At 62.5% G+C, this 15046-nt stretch carries 16 protein-coding genes; 5 read left to right on the forward strand and 11 right to left on the reverse strand.

The features are described 5' to 3' along the window. Positions 1-15: 15 nt before the first annotated feature. A complete protein-coding gene (locus E5E97_RS12475) occupies positions 16-636 on the reverse strand; it encodes a nucleotidyltransferase family protein (protein ID WP_171280336.1) in 621 nt (206 codons plus the stop codon). After that, positions 626-883 carry a GNAT family N-acetyltransferase gene (locus tag E5E97_RS12480; RefSeq protein WP_011705401.1) on the reverse strand — a complete coding sequence of 86 codons (258 nt, stop codon included), beginning with the start codon at positions 881-883 and terminating at the stop codon, positions 626-628. Before E5E97_RS12480 ends, E5E97_RS12475 begins: the two co-directional genes overlap by 11 nt. 134 nt (positions 884-1017) lie before the next feature. Between E5E97_RS12480 and cysM the strand changes: the two genes are divergently transcribed. Further along, complete coding sequence (gene cysM / locus E5E97_RS12485) at positions 1018-1923, forward strand: cysteine synthase CysM (RefSeq protein WP_171280337.1); 906 nt, start codon at positions 1018-1020, stop codon at positions 1921-1923. Positions 1924-2089: 166 nt separating this feature from the next. Then, positions 2090-2365 (forward strand): hypothetical protein, encoded by a 276-nt coding sequence (locus E5E97_RS12490; RefSeq protein ID WP_171280338.1) that lies wholly within the window; start codon positions 2090-2092, stop codon positions 2363-2365. A gap of 33 nt (positions 2366-2398) precedes the next feature. Here the strand turns inward: E5E97_RS12490 and E5E97_RS12495 are convergent, their stop codons facing one another. The 4 genes from E5E97_RS12495 to E5E97_RS12510 are packed head-to-tail and all read right to left on the reverse strand — an operon-like array spanning position 2399 to position 6140. Next, positions 2399-3583, reverse strand: a complete 1185-nt coding sequence (locus E5E97_RS12495; RefSeq protein WP_044799643.1) for an iron-containing alcohol dehydrogenase — start codon at positions 3581-3583, stop codon at positions 2399-2401. A 17-nt stretch (positions 3584-3600) separates the two neighbouring features. Continuing rightward, entirely contained in the window at positions 3601-4116 is a 516-nt protein-coding gene (locus E5E97_RS12500; protein ID WP_118881561.1) for an SCP2 sterol-binding domain-containing protein, read from the reverse strand. Continuing rightward, the gene (locus E5E97_RS12505; RefSeq protein ID WP_045790244.1) at positions 4097-4699 is read right to left on the reverse strand and encodes a TetR/AcrR family transcriptional regulator; all 603 of its coding nucleotides are present in this window, start codon (positions 4697-4699) and stop codon (positions 4097-4099) included. The genes E5E97_RS12500 and E5E97_RS12505 overlap by 20 nt, the downstream gene beginning before the upstream one ends. 10 nt (positions 4700-4709) lie before the next feature. Further along, complete coding sequence (locus E5E97_RS12510; RefSeq protein WP_024943819.1) at positions 4710-6140, reverse strand: coniferyl aldehyde dehydrogenase; 1431 nt, start codon at positions 6138-6140, stop codon at positions 4710-4712. Positions 6141-6351: 211 nt separating this feature from the next. Between E5E97_RS12510 and E5E97_RS12515 the strand changes: the two genes are divergently transcribed. Next, a complete protein-coding gene (locus tag E5E97_RS12515; RefSeq protein ID WP_005299095.1) occupies positions 6352-6645 on the forward strand; it encodes a hypothetical protein in 294 nt (97 codons plus the stop codon). Positions 6646-6703: 58 nt separating this feature from the next. Here E5E97_RS12515 and E5E97_RS12520 read toward each other — a convergent pair whose 3' ends face one another. Then, positions 6704-7153, reverse strand: a complete 450-nt coding sequence (locus tag E5E97_RS12520; protein WP_011705408.1) for a C40 family peptidase — start codon at positions 7151-7153, stop codon at positions 6704-6706. Positions 7154-8007: 854 nt separating this feature from the next. On the opposite strand from E5E97_RS12520, the gene ahh1 reads away from it, so the two are divergent. Further along, on the forward strand, positions 8008-9873 hold the full coding sequence (gene ahh1 / locus E5E97_RS12525; protein ID WP_118881560.1) for a hemolysin Ahh1: 1866 nt from the start codon (positions 8008-8010) through the stop codon (positions 9871-9873). Between the two features lie 66 nt (positions 9874-9939). Here the strand turns inward: ahh1 and E5E97_RS12530 are convergent, their stop codons facing one another. Continuing rightward, entirely contained in the window at positions 9940-10848 is a 909-nt protein-coding gene (locus E5E97_RS12530; RefSeq protein ID WP_011705410.1) for a hydrogen peroxide-inducible genes activator, read from the reverse strand. A 146-nt stretch (positions 10849-10994) separates the two neighbouring features. Between E5E97_RS12530 and E5E97_RS12535 the strand changes: the two genes are divergently transcribed. Further along, positions 10995-11597 (forward strand): peroxiredoxin C, encoded by a 603-nt coding sequence (locus E5E97_RS12535; RefSeq protein ID WP_171280339.1) that lies wholly within the window; start codon positions 10995-10997, stop codon positions 11595-11597. A gap of 119 nt (positions 11598-11716) precedes the next feature. Here the strand turns inward: E5E97_RS12535 and E5E97_RS12540 are convergent, their stop codons facing one another. The 3 genes from E5E97_RS12540 to E5E97_RS12550 are packed head-to-tail and all read right to left on the reverse strand — an operon-like array spanning position 11717 to position 14986. Beyond that, the gene (locus tag E5E97_RS12540) at positions 11717-12682 is read right to left on the reverse strand and encodes an alpha-L-glutamate ligase-like protein (RefSeq protein WP_011705412.1); all 966 of its coding nucleotides are present in this window, start codon (positions 12680-12682) and stop codon (positions 11717-11719) included. Between the two features lie 3 nt (positions 12683-12685). Next, complete coding sequence (locus tag E5E97_RS12545; RefSeq protein WP_011705413.1) at positions 12686-14224, reverse strand: inactive transglutaminase family protein; 1539 nt, start codon at positions 14222-14224, stop codon at positions 12686-12688. A 3-nt stretch (positions 14225-14227) separates the two neighbouring features. After that, positions 14228-14986, reverse strand: coding sequence for an ATP-dependent zinc protease (locus tag E5E97_RS12550; protein WP_016350202.1), 759 nt, complete (start codon positions 14984-14986; stop codon positions 14228-14230). Between the last annotated feature and the right edge of the window lie 60 nt (positions 14987-15046).

The raw sequence follows: 15046 nt of genomic DNA on the forward strand, positions 1-15046 counted from the left end.
AACATTGCAATCAGGTTATGGCCAGTTCACTACCAGGTCAGGCCAGAGTTGTTGCCACCCCTTGGCCTTGACCCGCTCGGTAAAGACCCGGCGCTCCTGGCGGCAGCGCGGGTTGGGATCCACCAGCAAGGACCAGTTGGGGGCAAAGCCGTAGGGGGCCAGCCACTCGAATGAATTGTCTGCCAGCAGCCGGACCCCGATGCAGGTGGGCACCTCCACCCAGTGGCTGAGGGCCGAGAGCGAGCTGGTGAACGGGGGCACACGCTGGCGCATATGCATGCGGGCCTGGTTGCGCACCTCCCACTGCTGGCCCGGCATCCTGGCGGCGAGCCAGGCTTCGTGATCGGCCTCCTGCAATCCAGTGGGATCAGCACTGTCCAGATAGATAAGATCGATGTCGTTGAGGGCGGTTGGCGCTGCTTTGCGGTGCAGGTGATCCCAGATGAGGTTGCGGATAAAACCGGCCCCCAGCGCCCAGTCGGGCAGTGCCAGTTCACGGGCTGCCCGCAGGCAATCCATGCGCTGATCATCGGCCCGCAGCAGGGCTTCGGTCTGCGCCTGCAGGTCGGCTTCCAGGGCGCTCTGGCGAGTATGCGAGGCTGGCGTGCTGTGACGCGTCTGGGTGTCAGCCGGCATTGCGGCGCAACCAGACGTCGATGTAGCTGCAGCTCGGCACTATGGTGAGCCCTTCCGCCTGGGTCCAGCTGTAGAAGGTGCGCGCCAGCTGATCGGCGATCCCCTGTACCCTGAGCTCGGGCGGGACGAAGGTGCTGTAGGCGTCGATGGTCTTGGCATCGAGCCGCCGGTAACGCAGCCTGGACTCCTTGCCATCCACCACACAGATGAATTGCTGCTGGTTGGCCTGATGAATGATCTCGCTCATGCTTGCTCCTCGGTACGGGGGATGGGGTTATCTGACCATGTTGGCGCCCCTTTGCCAACTGTTCGGGGTCGCTTACACTGCGAGCCCGGCCGGGTATATACCCGCTAGCCAAGGTATAGAACAGTTCACGAAGGATGGATCCCATTATGGCTTTTGCCACGCTGGAAGAGTTGATCGGCAATACCCCCCTGCTGGCGCTGCGTCGCATCAATCCCCACCCCGGTGTCACCCTGCTGGTCAAGCTGGAGGGCAACAACCCGGCCGGCTCGGTCAAGGACAGGCCGGCGCTGAACCTCATCAAGTGCGCGGAGGCGAGCGGTCACTTAGCGCCTGGGGCCCGCCTCATCGAGGCCACCTCCGGCAACACCGGCATCGCGCTGGCCATGGTGGCGGCGGCGCGGGGCTACCGGATGCGGCTCATCATGCCACATACCATGAGCCAGGAGCGGCGCGATGCCATGCAGGCCTACGGCGCCGAGCTGGTGCTGGTGGAGGGCGGCATGGAGGCCGCGCGTGATCTGGCCCTGGCGATGCAGGCACGGGGCGAGGGGCTGGTGCTCGATCAGTTCAACAACCCGGCCAACCCGGATGCCCATTACCTCTCCACCGGCCCCGAGATCTGGCGCCAGAGCGAGGGGGCGGTCACTCACTTCGTCTCCGCCATGGGCACCACGGGCACCATCATGGGGGTCTCCCGCTACCTCAAGGAGCAGAATCCGGCGGTGCAGGTGATCGGCCTGCAACCGGCCGAGGGGAGCCAGATCCCCGGGATCCGCCGCTGGCCTGCGGCCTATCTGCCGGCCATTTTCGAGCCTGCCCGGGTCGATCGGGTGCTGGACGTGACCCAGCAGGAGGCGCTCGCCATGATGCGCCGGCTGGCGCGGGAGGAGGGGATCTGTTGCGGAGTCAGCTCGGGGGGCGCCGTGGCCGGCGCCTTGCGGGTGGCGGCAGAGATCAAGCAGGGGGTGGTGGTGGCCATCATCTGCGATCGGGGGGATCGCTACCTCTCCACCGGGGTGTTCAGCGACGAGCAGGCGTAAGAGCGCTGCGTCAGCTCGATCATTAACATGATATGTATCAACAGCTTGCTGATACATTGCACTGTGTACCCCTTGTAACAATCAACCCTGCTGGCAGGGTTGATTCCATTTGCCTCCTGTTTGACACTCGGCGCCCTTGGTTGACCGATGCAAACAGGAGCGTCCCATGATCTTGCCTTCCTCTCTTCGTCTTTCTCTGTTTGGCCTCTGTCTGGCCACGGCGGGTTGTACCGTCGAACCCTATGTCTATCAGTGCGGCGACAAGCAGTGCTCGGTGATTGATCACCAGGGGCAGAAACACGAGCGGCCGCTGGACGAGGTAAAACCCGTCTGGGAACGCAAGCAGGAGCGAGAAGAGGCCGTGCGCCGCAACAAGGAGTCCATCTGGCGCGAAAAAACGCCCGAGGAGCGCGGCAACTACGGCGCCACCATCAGCTGGTAACAGGAGGCCCCGCGATGCGGGGCCTCTGTCTAATTATTCCCAGGCCAGCTCGAGCAGGCCGAGCAGCTGGGTGCGGTCGGCATCCTTGCGGTTGTAGAGCAGGGCGCCGTCGTTGATGGCGAGATCGCGGATCTCGGGCAGCAGCGCCTTGTCGGTGACGCCGGCCTCGCGCAGGGTGCGCGGCAGCTTCACCGCCTGCCACAGGGTATCGCGCAGCGCCTGCAACGCCTCGATGGCGGCCTGAGCCCGCGCGGCGGCCGGGGTCGCGGCAAAGCGCTCGGCCCCCACCAGCGGCAGCAGCAGGCGGGCCAGTTCGGGATCGATGCCCGGCCGGTTGTAGTCGAGCACGGTGGGCAGGAAGAGGTTCATGCACAGGCCGTGGGGCAGGTGGCAACGGGCCCCCAGGCTGTGGCCGAGGGCGTGTACCAGCCCCACCATGGAGTTGGAGAAGGCCATGCCCGCCAGGGTGGAACCTTCCGCCAGCTGCAGCCGCAGACGCTTGTCCTGCGGGTTGTTCAGCACCTGGGGCAGGGCACTGGCGATCTTCTCCACCGCCATCAGGGCCAGGGCGTCGCTGACCGGGTTCTTGGCGTTGCCGATGAAGGCCTCGATGGCGTGGGTCATGGCATCCATGGCGGTGGCGGCGGTGATGTTGAGCGGCAGCCCCTGGGTGAGACGCGGATCCAGCACCGCCAGCTGGGGCAGCAGGAAGGGGGAGGTGAAGGGCACCTTGCGCCCGCTCGCCTCGTCCTTGATCACCGCTACCAGGGTCACTTCCGAGCCGGTGCCCGCCGTGGTGGGCACCACCGCCAGCGGTTGCAGCGGCCGGGTCAGGCAGCCTGCGCCGGCGTAATCGAGTAGCCGCGTTCCCCCCATGGAGGCGAGAATGTTGACCGCCTTGGCGGTGTCGATGACGGAGCCGCCGCCCAGCGCCACCAGGCTGTCACAGCCAAGCTCCCGGTGCCGGGCCGCGATCCGCTCCACCACGGCGGTGGAGGAGTCGGCCGGGATCTCGTCCCAGATGGCGGCCACCGGCAGCTCCCCTTCGGCCAGAACCCCGGCCAGCAGGGTGGCGAGGCCAGTGCCGCTGACCCCCTTGTCGGTGAGCAGCAGCGGCCTGCGCGCCCCCAATCCCGCCAGTTCGCCGGCCAGTTGCTCCAGCGCCTGCTCGCCCGCCATCAGTTTGACCGGGCAGAAAAAATCGTAATAGCGACTCATGGTGCTCATCCTCTCGTTCAGCCGGTCAACAGACCCAGGTAGATGTGGCAGGCCCGGCTCAGCTTGTGGCTTGGGCTCGGATAGTGGCGCAGCAAGGGGCGGGCGATGAAGGCGGGCAGGATCAGTGCCTGCAGCTGTTCCAGCGCCCGCACCAGGTGCATGGCGACGGTGAGGTCCCCCTCCACCAGCAGACGGTTCTCGCTGAACGCCTGATTGACCCCGAGCCGAAAGCTGAGGGCGCGAAAGGCGATGGCGGGATGCTTGAAGCGCACCCGCAGTGGATGCAGCCCGCTGGTGTCGGGCGCGGGGCCGCTCTGCCAGCGGCCGGCCGCCTTGTGAATGGTCAGGCCGTGGGCCATGCCGCTCACCTCCAGCCGGATGGTGAGCCCGTCCGGCAGGGGGGCGAGCTCCTGGCGTACCGCCTCGTCGATGCGGGCGGCGCGGCACAGGGTACGGCCGATGATCCAGAGCAGGCTGCTGATCCAGAGGCGGCGACTCAGCGCCGCCAGGGAATCAAGGTGTCGGTTGTGCATAGGCGTGAACTCCCGAGATGGCGGACCAGAACAGGGCGAAGGCGCTGGCTTGCCAGTGGCCGTCCCGTCCCAGTTCAGGTTGGTCGACAAACAGCGAGGCGCAGGCCAGGAACTGGCCCTGGCACACCTCCAGCATCAGGGCCGGTGGAGCTTGCATCAATTCGCCGCTGGCCTGGCCCTGGGCCAGCAGGCGGGGTAGAAAACGCAGGGTGTCGCTCAGGATCTGGCTGCGCAGCGGGCGAGCCAGCAGGGGGGAGTGAAAGAAGCCCAGCACGAACTTGAGCTCGTGGGGGTGGGCCTGCATCCAGGCCATCGCCTGGCTCCAGTAGTGGTGCGCCTGCTCCTGGAGGGGCAGGGCGGCGTCAGCCTCGGTGATGGCGGCGCCAAGGCGCAGCTTGATGTCCTGGTAGAGGTTCTGGATCAGCACCTCCTTGCTGGGAAAGTGGTGAAACAGGGTACCGTTGGCCACCCCGGCCGCCTTGGCGATGCGGGCGGTGGCGGCGCCCTGCAAGCCATCTTCGGCGCACAGGGCAAGGGCGGCATCCAGGATCTGGCGGCGCTTGTCGGTCACGGGTGTGTTCATGCTGGTCTCATCAGCGCAAAAACAGGGCCATCATCAGCCGCTGGTGCCAGCGCCGATAGGGAGGGTGCACCATGGTGCCGGTGCTGAAGCGCCCCCGGCTCAGCACGGTCTTGGCCTTGGAGAAGGTGAGAAACCCCTCGTGGCCGTGGTAGTGGCCCATGCCGGAGGCACCGATGCCGCCAAAGGGCACGTCATCGGCCGCCACCTGGAACAGACTGTCGTTGATGGCCATGCCGCCGGAGTGGGTCTCCCGGATCACCTTGTGCTGCAGGGCGGGATCCAGGCTCATCAGGTAGAAGGCGAGCGGGCGGGGCCGCGCGGCTATGTAGGCGAGCGCCTCGTCCAGCGAGTCATAGGGCACGATCGGCAGCAGCGGGCCGAAGATCTCCTGTTGCATCAGCTGGCAGTGGTTCGGCACCTCGGTCAGCAGATGGGGCAGCAGGCGGTGGGCGCCATCGTCCCGGGCCGGGCTGCCACAGGGGTGTATCTGGGCGCCTGCCCGCTCGGCTTCAGCCAGCCAGCTGGTGAGCCGTTCATACTGGCGGCCATTGATGATGGAGCCGTAATCCGCGCTGGCCAGCCCTTGGGGATAGAGGCGGGCGAAGTGATCGCGATAGGCCTCGACAAAGGCCTGCTCCTGACCGCGCGGCAACAGCACATAGTCGGGGGCGACGCAGATCTGGCCGGCGTTGAGGCTCTTGCCGAAGATCATCCGCTCCACCGCCAGCGCCAATGGCATGTCGGGGGCGATGAGGCAGGGGCTCTTGCCGCCGAGCTCCAGAGTGAGCGGGGTGAGCTGGGGGGCCGCCGCGGCCATCACCAGCCGGCCCACCGCGGTGGAGCCGGTAAACAGCAAGTGATCGAAGGGCAGCGCGCTGAAGGCGGCCGCCACCTGGGCGTCGCCTTCAATCACCATCACCTCGCGCTCGTCGAAGACGCCGTCCAGCAGCTCGCGCAGCACCCGGTTGGTGTGGGGGGTGAATTCGGAGAGCTTCAGCATGGCGCGGTTGCCGGCGGCGATGGCGCTGATGAGGGGGCCGAGGCTCAGCATCACCGGGAAGTTCCAGGGCACTATGATGCCGACCACCCCGAGCGGCTGATAGAACACCTCCACCCGGGCTGGCGCCAGCAGCAGGCCGGTGTGGCGGCGGTGCGGGCGCATCCAGCGCTTGATCCGTTTCTGGGTGTAGTTGATCTGCATGACGCAGGGGAGGATGTCGGCAATCATGCTGTCGTAGTCGCTGCGCTGGCCATAGTCTTTGGCCAGGGCATCGCACAGCGGTTGCTTGTGGGCGATGAGGGCCCGCTTGAGCTGGCTGAGATGGGCTCTGCGCTCGCTCAGGCTCGGCATGGGATGTTGCTGACAGGCGTCTCTGAGTCTGGCCAGTCTGGCCGGGAGCGACAACTTGTCGGTGGCCTCCTGCAACTGCATCGCTTCCATGGCATACCCCGCTGGTTAGGGACCGACTGATTGGTCGGTCTAAATCTAGCGTCTTGTTAACTGGCTGTAAAGTTTTGCCCGTTGGCTTAGGATGGGGCGCGGATGACTCACTCGGCGACTGTGCTGGCCTCCACACTTTCGTGGATTTGGGGTTGGTGAATTATCCAATAAGAGGTAGTTTTTGGCTATCAACCGACAAGGAGAGAGTGTTATGACCAGGGAACTGAACAGCTTGTTGGCCCGCCTGGAAGATGTGGTCGAGCGGATGCCGGATTGCTTCAACACCTATGAATTTGCCCAGAAGCTGGCGCTGCAGCATCAGCGCGAGTTTTTTGCCGCGGGTCACTCCCTGGCCGAACAGGAGGGGCGCCTGCTGCGGGTGCTGCACGAGAAGATTGCCGAGGCCCTGGCCGGCAGTGACAAGGTGATCGAAGGGGCGCTGTTGCCCTGCGTGACCCCCTGGGGCGAGCGGGCCACCTCGCCGCGCTGGCATCGCAAGCACTGAGCCATCCGTTGAATCAACAACAACAGGGCCCGTTGCGGGCCCTGTTGTTTTATGGTGGTCACTGGGTGAGGCGGCGCGCCTGCCAGTAGCGGCTGTTCCAGTAGACGTTGTCGAGGCGCGAGCGGATCACCCCCTTGCTGGTGGAGGCGTGGATGAACTCCCCGCCGCCGGTGTAGACGCCGACGTGGTATTGCTGCCAGCCGGTCTTGAAGAAAACCAGATCGCCGTGCTGCAGCCGGTAGCGATCGACCGGCCGGCCCAGGTTGGCCTGGGATTCGGTGGTTCTGGGCAGGTTGAAGCCCATCACCTGCTGGTAGGCGAGCTGGGTGAAGGCGGAGCAGTCGAGGCCGGCCCGATCCGAGCCGCCCATGCGATAGGGCACGCCGCGCCACTGCTGGTAGAAGCCTTCAAAGGCGCTGCTCTGCTGGCGTGGCGGGGCAGGCTCGGGTGTGCTGGAACAGGCGGCCAGCAACAGGGCCAGCAGGGGTAGCAGCCATTTGCAATCCATGGGGGCTCCTTCGAGACGACAACGTCTCCATCATAAACGGGGTTCGGGGCTCGAACATAGCCTTGCTTGCAAGAAACAGCCTCCGGCTACCTCAAAAGAGGCGCAACTGCAGAGGGTTATAATATTATTTGTATTCATTTGAATAATATTTGGCGATTATCTTGAATGAGTATTTCAATATTAAAGTAGTTATTCCAATCAGCCTTGGCATGAAATGATAATTAACCTTGTTGACGCCGCCCCGTGATCTGTGTCACGTTCTGTCTCAGGGTTAATTCGTTATGATAGCGCCATCAAATAAATGGCAAGGGACCCCGCCATTTTCACCGCCAATATGATGGCAGCACCACAAGATATCTCTGGGTATATTCCCGTAACTGGTTCACATAATAATATTCGGCCAATGACTGGCGTCGGCTGACAATATCACCAGACAGAGGAGGGCCATCCCATGATATCCGGTCCATAGCAGTGAGTGTTCCCTCGCACCAGGAGGCCTGCGGTATCAGGCTGTCGCACCATCGTTCAGGCCGATGGGCGCTACCGCCAAGCCAACGGGCACAGTGCGAGATGCAAGGCGCAGTCAGGCGACCTTGAGGGAAGATTGCCATCAGCGCGCGACTCCCGTGTAATAGCCTCGGCGCATGCCGAATCATCCACCTTAGATCGCATCGCGATCCTTGTTCTGTCAACAATATATGCATTCTCCGCCACGCTGTTAATTCACGGCGAGAATAATGAATGTCATGGCAGGCAAGCAGAATAACGCCCCGAAATATAACCGTGAATAATATGGTTATGCCGTATTCGTTCATTGTTTAAATAGCTTGGCGTGATTCGACAAGGAGATAACAATGAAAAACAAAAAACCACGCAAATTCATCACGCAAGCCCCCACTCTCAGTCTGCTCGCGCTGGCCTTGTTAGCAGGCAGCGTGCAAGCCGAAGATATTGGCGAACGTACCGACCAGGGCACTGCCATGCTGGCCAGCCTGCAATCCGAACAGGGTCTGATTTACCTCAATGCCGATGTCTGGCTGAAGGGGCAGGGGGCGACGCCGCTCATGACCCGGGATCAGCTGCGCGAGCGGGTGCTGGCACGGGGCGAGCGTCTGTTCATCGATTTCAGCGCCGTCACCGACCAGAGCGAGCGGCAGCAGGCCAGAAAAGCCATGGAGCTGCTGGCCGGCATTTCTTTTGATGCGGACTGGGTACTGGTGTCCGGCTACAAGGGGGAGCTGCTGTTCACGCCGCTGGGGGGCGTCGATGACCCGGCCTTCTATCAGGTGATGGAGCGGGTCGAGAGCCTGGAAGGGCAGGGCAAGCGCCACAAGCGCTCGCTGACCCAGCTGCCCGCCGCCGAGGCTGGCCTGCCCCACGTGGCCTTCTACCTCAACGTCAACCGCAAGATCAGCGATGCCGAGTGCACCTTCCCGCGCTCGCGCACCTGGAGTCGGGGCGATCGGCTGTTCTGCGATTCGCCGAACATCTCGCTGGTCTACCGGGTCAACCTGGAGCGCTCCCTGCAATTTGGCAACACCGGCTCCGCCACGCCGGATGCCAAGATAGTGCGGATCTCGCTGGACGAAGAGTCGGCCGGTGCCGGCATCCAGCTCAACGAAGATCTCACTTGGAGCGAGAACATCGCGGACTACCTGCTGCTGGATGGCTGGGCCCGCGACTATGCCACCGATGCCATCGCCCAGGATTATCGCTTCAGCATCGAGGCGTCCAACACCAAGGCGGCGGTGCTCAAGAGTCTGCCGACCAACCTCAACAGCAAGTACGAGCATCGCGAGATCTCGGGTTTCGAGGTAGGGGTCACCGGCGGGGTCGAGGTGAACAAGGATGGGCCCAAGGCCAAGCTGGAGGCGTCGGCCAAGTTCAGCCAGCAGCGCCAGCTCGCCTACAACACCCAGGATTACCGGGTCGAACGCTCGGCGCCGAGCGCCCAGAAGGTGAGTTTCAGCTGGGTGCGTGATCAATACGCGACCGCGGAGTCCCTGCTCTCCTCCAAGACGGCCACCGTCTGGGGCATGGGCTACGACGTGGATCACAACCGCATTCAGCCGCTCAGCTACAAGGGGTTTGTGCCGAATCTGGACGTCATCTACAAGGCGGCACCGGACGAGACGGGCAGCACCGAGTTCAAGATCGACTCCTCGGTCAACATCCGCCCCATCTATACCGGCATCTACAAGCACTACTACGTGGTGGGAGCCCATGTCTCCTTCCAAGGCTTTGAAGATACCGACAAGCGCAGACGGGTGACGGCGTCCACCAGCTTCAAGGTGGACTGGAACCACCCGGTGTTTACCGGCGGTCGCCCGGTCAACCTGCAGCTGGGGGGTTTTGACAACCGCTGCCTGAGCGCGGATGCCAACCATGGTCTGAGCGCGGTGACCTGTGACGAGACCTCGGCCGCCCAGTCCTTCATCTATGACCAGTACGGCCGCTATGTCAGCGCGCAGGATACCCGCCGCTGCCTGGATGGCAACAACCTCGGCCAGCTGCAGAGCTGCAGCCTGAGCCTGGGTCAGCGCTGGGAGTGGAAAGCGGACAGCGATGCGCTCAGCAACCTGAGTGCCCACCAGCTGCTGGGTCATGACAAGCAGAGCGGGGCGCTGGGGCTCTACGACGAGAATGGCAACCCGCAGAATGTGAGCGTACGGACCCTGACCTCCTACACCCGCATCTTCGGGCCACCGGCCAGTCACTGACAGAGCAGGGCCTTGCGCCCAACACAACAACGCCGGCAAGTGCCGGCGTTTTTTATGGGGGGCGGATCAGGCCTTGTTTTCGATGAGCGGGGCGAGCAGCTCGGCGAGCTTGTAGAAGGTCTGCACCCGGGTGGTGCTGGGGCGCCACACCAGCCCTATCTCGCGATAGGGGTGCTCCCCCGGCAGCGGGATGGCCACCAGATCCGTGTTGTCGAGGATGCCGGCATCGATGGCCATCTGCGGCAGGAAGGTGGTGCCGAGCCCGGCGCCAACCATCTGCACCAGGGTGTGCAGGCTGGTGGCGGCAAACGGGTTGATCTTGCTCTTGTCCCGCAGCCGGCAGGCGCTCACCGCGTGTTCGGTGAGACAGTGCTCCCGCTCCAGCAGGAAGATGCTCTGGTTGGGCAGTTCCTTGTAGTCGAACGGGGTGTGTAGGCTGGCCGCCATGCTGGCGGGCATCACCATGTGGAAGGGATCCTGGCCAACTGTCTTGCAGTGAAAGCCGCCGATCTCCACCGGCAGCGCCAGGATCAGCAGGTCGAGCTGACCCTGCTCCAGCTGCTTGAGCAGGTTGGTGGTGGTGTCTTCACGCAGCAACAATTCCAGCTCAGGATAGGTCTTGCCGCACACCTGCAGCAGCTTGCTGAGCAGGAAGGGGGCGATGGTGGGAATGCAGCCCAGGCGCACCGTGCCGTGCATGACCCCCCCTTGATGCTGGCCGAGTTCCATCAGATCCCGTGCATCGGAGAGCAAATTGCGAGCTCGCTCGACGATTTCCATGCCGACCGGGGTCATAATGAAGCTCTTGTGGTCCCGTTCCACCAGTTGCAGGTTCATCATGTCCTCCAGCGTCTGGATCCCGGTACTCAGGGTCGACTGGCTGACATGACAGGCCTTGGCGGCGCGGTTGAAGTTCTTGTGCTCGTCGAGAGCAACCAGATATTGCAGCTGTTTCAGGCTGGGCCAACGTTGCATAGGAAAACCCGATTAATGCTATCTATTTAATTTGATTTAACTAATCTACCATCGGGGCTATAGTTTGTCGCTTTAATTAGACGGACTTGGCTCTAGGTAGCCTGATCCTGACAGGATTGTTCACTTCACATAAAGAGGAATTGAATATGGTATTGGTAGGCCGTTCCGCACCCGATTTCACCGCTGCTGCCGTTCTGGGCAATGGCCAGATCGTTGACTCCTTCAACCTGGCATCCCACATCAAGGGCAAGGCAGCCGTCCTGTTCTTCTATCCGCTCGATTTCACCTTCGTCTGCCCGTCCGAGCTGATTGCCTTCGATCACCGTCTGGAAGAGTTCAACAAGCGTGGCGTGGAAGTGATCGGTGTTTCCATTGACTCCGAGTTCTCCCACAACGCCTGGCGCAACACCAAGATCGAAGACGGCGGCATCGGCCCGGTCAAGTACCCGCTTGTTGCCGACATCAAGCACGAGATCTGCAAAGCCTATGACGTCGAGCACCCGGAAGCCGGCGTTGCATTCCGTGGCTCCTTCCTGATCGACAAGAACGGTGTCGTTCGTCACCAGGTTGTCAACGATCTGCCGCTGGGCCGCAACATCGACGAGATGCTGCGCATGGTCGACGCCCTGCAGTTCCACGAAGAGCACGGCGAAGTGTGCCCGGCTCAGTGGGAGAAAGGCAAAAAAGGCATGACCGCCTCTCCGGACGGCGTTGCCAAATACCTGTCCGAGAACGCTGCTTCCCTGTAATCGGGTCGGCAAACCGGATAGTGAAAAACCGATGCCCAGGCATCGGTTTTTTTATGGCCGTTATTCGGCAGGTATAAAAAAGCGCGCCCTTTGGCGCGCTTTTGTCATGGGTGTCCGGACTACTCGTCAAAGATACCGAAGTGATCTTTGGCGAAGTTGACCCGCTGCTCCACGTTCATCTTCACCTGGCCCAGCTTCTCGATGGTCTTGAGGTTGGGCACCAGACCACGGCCGTTGGCGATCTGGATGGCGAGGCCCGGACGGGCGTTGAGCTCCAGTAGCATGGGGCCGCGGAACTTGTCCAGCACCATGTCGGTGCCGATGTAGCCGAGGCCCGACATCTCGTAGCAGGAGGCCGCCAGGGTCAGCAGGGTGTCCCAGTGGGGCACCTTGAGCTCATAGAGATCGAGGCCGGTATCCGGGTGGTGGCGCAGCGGATTGCCGAACTGCACCGCCCGCAGCGCACGGCCGGTGCGCAGGCACAGACCCACCCCCACGGCGCCCTGGTGCAGGTTCGCCTTGCCGTCAGACGCCGCGGTGGAGAGGCGCATCATGGCCATCACCGGGAAGCCCTTGAAGATGATCACTCGGGCATCGGGGACCCCTTCGAACGAATAGCCGTCGAACACGTCATCGAAGTTGATGAGGCCTTCCACCAGCGCCACGTCGGGTTTGCCGCCCAGTGAATAGAGCCCGGCCAGGATGTTGGAGACATGACGCTCCAGATCCTGCCCGTTGGAGGCGCTGCCATTGGGCTTGTAGAACAGGCCCTCTTCCTGGCGCAGGATCACCAGGATCCCCTTGCCGCCGGAGCCGCGCGCCGGCTTGATGCAGAAGCCCGGCCAATCCTTCACCAGCTCGGTGATGCGGCTCACGTCGTGCTGGGCACGAATGGTACCGATCAGTTCCGGTACCGTGACGCCGGCATCCAGCGCGATGCGCTTGGTCTGCAGCTTGTCATCCACCAGCGGATAGAGGCTGCGCGGATTGTAGCGGCTGATGTAGGAGTGGTTGCGCTTGTTCATGCCGAGGATGCCTGATTGGGACAGGCTCCACGGGGTGGTGTACTTTTCCCAGAACCACATCTGTTACTTGTCCTTACCCGGAGTGGCACCCGATTTGATCTCGTCCACCAGCGGCTTGAAGCGCTTGAGTTCGCTCAGCTTGTAGCCGGTGTAGTTACCCATCAACAACACGGTCGCCATCAGCACCAGCTGCAGGCCGAGGAAGTTGAAGGTGAGGTGACGGATCAGTTCGTTATCCATGGCCAGATAGGCGATGACGGCCACCAGCAGAGAACCGCCACCCTGGCGGAACACCTCTTTCGGACCCTCTTCTTCCCACAGGATGGACATCCGCTCGATGGTCCAGGAGAGGATGATCATCGGGAAGAAGGTGATCTTCATGCCGTCGGTCAGCCCCAGCTTGAAGGCGAACGCGGAGAAGATGCCTATCATCGAGATCACCATGATGATGATGGCCGATATTCGGGCGACCAGCAGCAGGTTGAGCCGCGACAGGTAGGAGCGGATCACCAGACCGGTGCCGACGATCAGCAGGAAACCGATGAGACCGGTGACCAGCGAGGTCTGGATGAAGGCAACCGCGATCAGCACCGGCATGAAGGTACCCGAGGTCTTGATCCCCACCAATACCCGCAGGAACACCACCATCAGCACGCCGATCGGGATCAGCAGCAAGCCCTTGAACAGGGTCTGCTCTTCCAGCGGCAGGCTGTGGATGGAGAAGTTCATCATCTCCGATTTTTCAAACTTCTGGGCCAGCGCCACGCTGACCGGCTGTTCCTGCTCGATCATCGAGAAGCTGACGCGGGAGTTGTGACCACCGGTCACATCCAGCAGGGCGCCGGAGTTGTATTCCCACAGCAGCAGGTTGGCAGGGCGGCCCTGCTCACCAGTCTGCGGGTTGAACAGCTTGTAGTCGGTCGGGCTGTTGAACACCTGCAGGTAATCCACCAGCTCCTGACGACGGCGGCCATCTTCCAGGCTCAGGGCGTGAACGACACGGGTCGGCACGTCGGCGTTGTTGAGCAGCTCGGCGATCAGGTTGGCGCGGCTCTTGTGCTTCTTCAGCAGTTCGGCGTTCTGCTCCTGCTTCTCGATCTCCTTGATGATCTCGCGAGTCAGGGTGTAGCCGTCGGCGGAGCGCTCCTGGGCACGTTCCAGGATCTGCTTCATGGCGGTGGCGTAGGGCTCGCTCTCGATCTGCTTCTCGATGGCCGGCGGCAGCGGGTTGGCGGCCGGTTTGGCATGGGCATCGGCCATCATGTCGACGCGGTAGTAGAGCTCCTGACGGCCGGAGGCGCTGCGGATGGACCACTCGGCGCGGGCATCGCCATCCTTCTCGACGAAGGAGAGGCCGTAGCCCGGGCTCGCGGCGTTCTCGTTCATCAGGGTGAAACCGGGCTGGGTGCCCGGAATGGCCAGGGAGGCGATCACCGGCTCACCGGTGGCCTCGAACTCCAGCTTGGCTTCGATGGACCAGATCTGGCGTTTTTCACCCGGCGTGAGCGGTACGTCCAGCGCGATGTGGTGATAGAACGTCATCCCCAGGCCGACAATGTACAGCAGGGCTACCAGCAAATAGAACGGCTTACGGGAAACCATGGATTATTTCACATCCTTGAGCTTGGGTTTGGGTTGGATATATTCGCGGGCCACATCAACCACGGCGATGTCTTTCAAAAACTCACGGCCCAGCAGCACGGGGAAGGCCATGTCGCTGCGGTCCTTCAGGGTAAATTCGGCCTTCTCGGTCATGTCGCCGATGCGTACCGCGAGGCGCACCACCGGACGACGGTCGAGATCGTCGGCGGAGGCCTGACGCACCCGCACGTGGCGCACCAGCGGCGCTTCAATCTGGATCTTGTCGTCCATCTCCTGGTGGCTCAGGAAGAAGCGCACCCAGTTCTTGCCGTTGCGCTCGAAGATGGTGATGTCCTGGGCGCTGATGGAGGAGGTGGTGGCACCGGTATCGACCCGCGCCTGGAAGGCGTCGTTGGCCGCGTCAACCCAGATCCACTCCGCCTCGCCGACCAGCAGCTTGCCGTCGACGGTGTGACCCTGGCTCGGGGCCTGGCACTTCTCGGTCGGGATCGCCATGGGCTTGGGCGGCTCGGGCGGCAGGGATTCGAGCTTGCTGCCGACTTTGTTCACGGACTCTTTCATGTTGTTGACATCAGTGTTGAGCTGAACCAGCAGGTGCTGTTGCTGCACATACTGCTTCTGTTGCTGTTCCATGGATGTTTGCAGGCGCTGCTCGCTCAGATTGATCTCGTTGCGAAGCTCGGCCAGCGTCAAGGTAGGTACCGGGGGCGCTTTCTCCATACTGACACACCCGCCGAGACTGAGCAGGGAGAGCAGGGTCATTCCTTTTAATTTGCTTTTCATGTCATTCATTTAACTGTGCTTCCTGGAATTGGGTCAGTG

The sequence above is a fragment of the Aeromonas sp. 2692-1 genome (assembly GCF_013085505.1).
In the GTDB taxonomy this organism is placed as follows: Bacteria; Pseudomonadota; Gammaproteobacteria; order Enterobacterales; family Aeromonadaceae; genus Aeromonas; species Aeromonas hydrophila.

Coding starts and splice junctions, on each gene's coding strand:
- E5E97_RS12490 (WP_171280338.1), top strand. CDS start 2,090: ATGATCTTGCCTTCCTCTCTTCGTCTTTCTCTGTTTGGCCTCTGTCTG.
- ahh1 (WP_118881560.1), top strand. CDS start 8,008: ATGAAAAACAAAAAACCACGCAAATTCATCACGCAAGCCCCCACTCTC.
- E5E97_RS12540 (WP_011705412.1), bottom strand. CDS start 12,682: ATGTGGTTCTGGGAAAAGTACACCACCCCGTGGAGCCTGTCCCAATCA.
- E5E97_RS12520 (WP_011705408.1), bottom strand. CDS start 7,153: ATGGATTGCAAATGGCTGCTACCCCTGCTGGCCCTGTTGCTGGCCGCC.
- E5E97_RS12535 (WP_171280339.1), top strand. CDS start 10,995: ATGGTATTGGTAGGCCGTTCCGCACCCGATTTCACCGCTGCTGCCGTT.
- E5E97_RS12545 (WP_011705413.1), bottom strand. CDS start 14,224: ATGGTTTCCCGTAAGCCGTTCTATTTGCTGGTAGCCCTGCTGTACATT.
- E5E97_RS12515 (WP_005299095.1), top strand. CDS start 6,352: ATGACCAGGGAACTGAACAGCTTGTTGGCCCGCCTGGAAGATGTGGTC.
- E5E97_RS12510 (WP_024943819.1), bottom strand. CDS start 6,140: ATGGAAGCGATGCAGTTGCAGGAGGCCACCGACAAGTTGTCGCTCCCG.
- E5E97_RS12505 (WP_045790244.1), bottom strand. CDS start 4,699: ATGAACACACCCGTGACCGACAAGCGCCGCCAGATCCTGGATGCCGCC.
- cysM (WP_171280337.1), top strand. CDS start 1,018: ATGGATCCCATTATGGCTTTTGCCACGCTGGAAGAGTTGATCGGCAAT.
- E5E97_RS12530 (WP_011705410.1), bottom strand. CDS start 10,848: ATGCAACGTTGGCCCAGCCTGAAACAGCTGCAATATCTGGTTGCTCTC.
- E5E97_RS12495 (WP_044799643.1), bottom strand. CDS start 3,583: ATGAGTCGCTATTACGATTTTTTCTGCCCGGTCAAACTGATGGCGGGC.
- E5E97_RS12500 (WP_118881561.1), bottom strand. CDS start 4,116: ATGCACAACCGACACCTTGATTCCCTGGCGGCGCTGAGTCGCCGCCTC.
- E5E97_RS12550 (WP_016350202.1), bottom strand. CDS start 14,986: ATGACCCTGCTCTCCCTGCTCAGTCTCGGCGGGTGTGTCAGTATGGAG.
- E5E97_RS12475 (WP_171280336.1), bottom strand. CDS start 636: ATGCCGGCTGACACCCAGACGCGTCACAGCACGCCAGCCTCGCATACT.
- E5E97_RS12480 (WP_011705401.1), bottom strand. CDS start 883: ATGAGCGAGATCATTCATCAGGCCAACCAGCAGCAATTCATCTGTGTG.